1 protein-coding gene is annotated in these 704 nt (G+C 24.0%); it reads left to right on the top strand.

The annotated features are described in order from the left end of the window. Window positions 1-263 precede the first annotated feature (263 nt). The coding region (locus E6A48_RS07810) for a tetratricopeptide repeat protein (protein WP_219709475.1) at window positions 264-704 on the top strand (441 nt) is incomplete at its 3' end.

The following is a 704-nucleotide window of genomic DNA, read 5'->3' as shown; positions in this document are numbered from 1 at the left end:
ACTTCCTTCGGTCGCAAAAGAAGTGGGGGTGTGGGGGCAAAGCCCCAGATATAACAACAAAAATATAAATTTGTTTTTGACAAAATATAGTTGTTTAGGTATATACCGCACGTATAGTAATATATAAAATATAGATAGAGTTATAATTAAAATTTTTATTATATATAAAGCTTCTATAACCGTGCGTAAAATTTTATATATTATTATGTTATTAAACTATTTTTTGTATTATAATATGGATAATTTTGTATTAGGAATTATGTATGTCAATTATTAACTACTTTTTTAAAAAACTATTAAATATAAAACCTATTAGTATATCAAATGAAGATAGTGAAAAATATTATGAAGAAGGTGTTAATTATTATAAAGAAAGAAAATATAAAGAAGCAGTGCAGTCTTTTGATAAAGCTATAGAACTAGATAATACTAAGTCTAAATATTATAGTGCAAGAGGCAGGTCAAAAGATAGATTAGAACAATATAAAAAAGCAAAAAAAGATGCTGAAATGGCTTTGAAGCTGGATAAAAATAATGCAGAAAGCTATTTAGTATTTGGAAATATAAAAATAAGTTTGAATAAATACAAAAAAGCTATTAAAGATTATGACAAAGCTTTAGGTAAATATGAAGAAGCTATTAAAGATTTTAATAAAGTAATAGAATTAAACCCTAATGATAGTGATGCTTATTATAATAGAGGA

This window comes from Brachyspira pilosicoli, from assembly GCF_019402445.1.
Classification (GTDB): Bacteria; Spirochaetota; Brachyspiria; order Brachyspirales; family Brachyspiraceae; genus Brachyspira; species Brachyspira pilosicoli_B.
The sequence above is the reverse complement of the archived record's forward strand: the minus strand, read 5'-3'. Positions and strand labels throughout refer to the sequence as shown.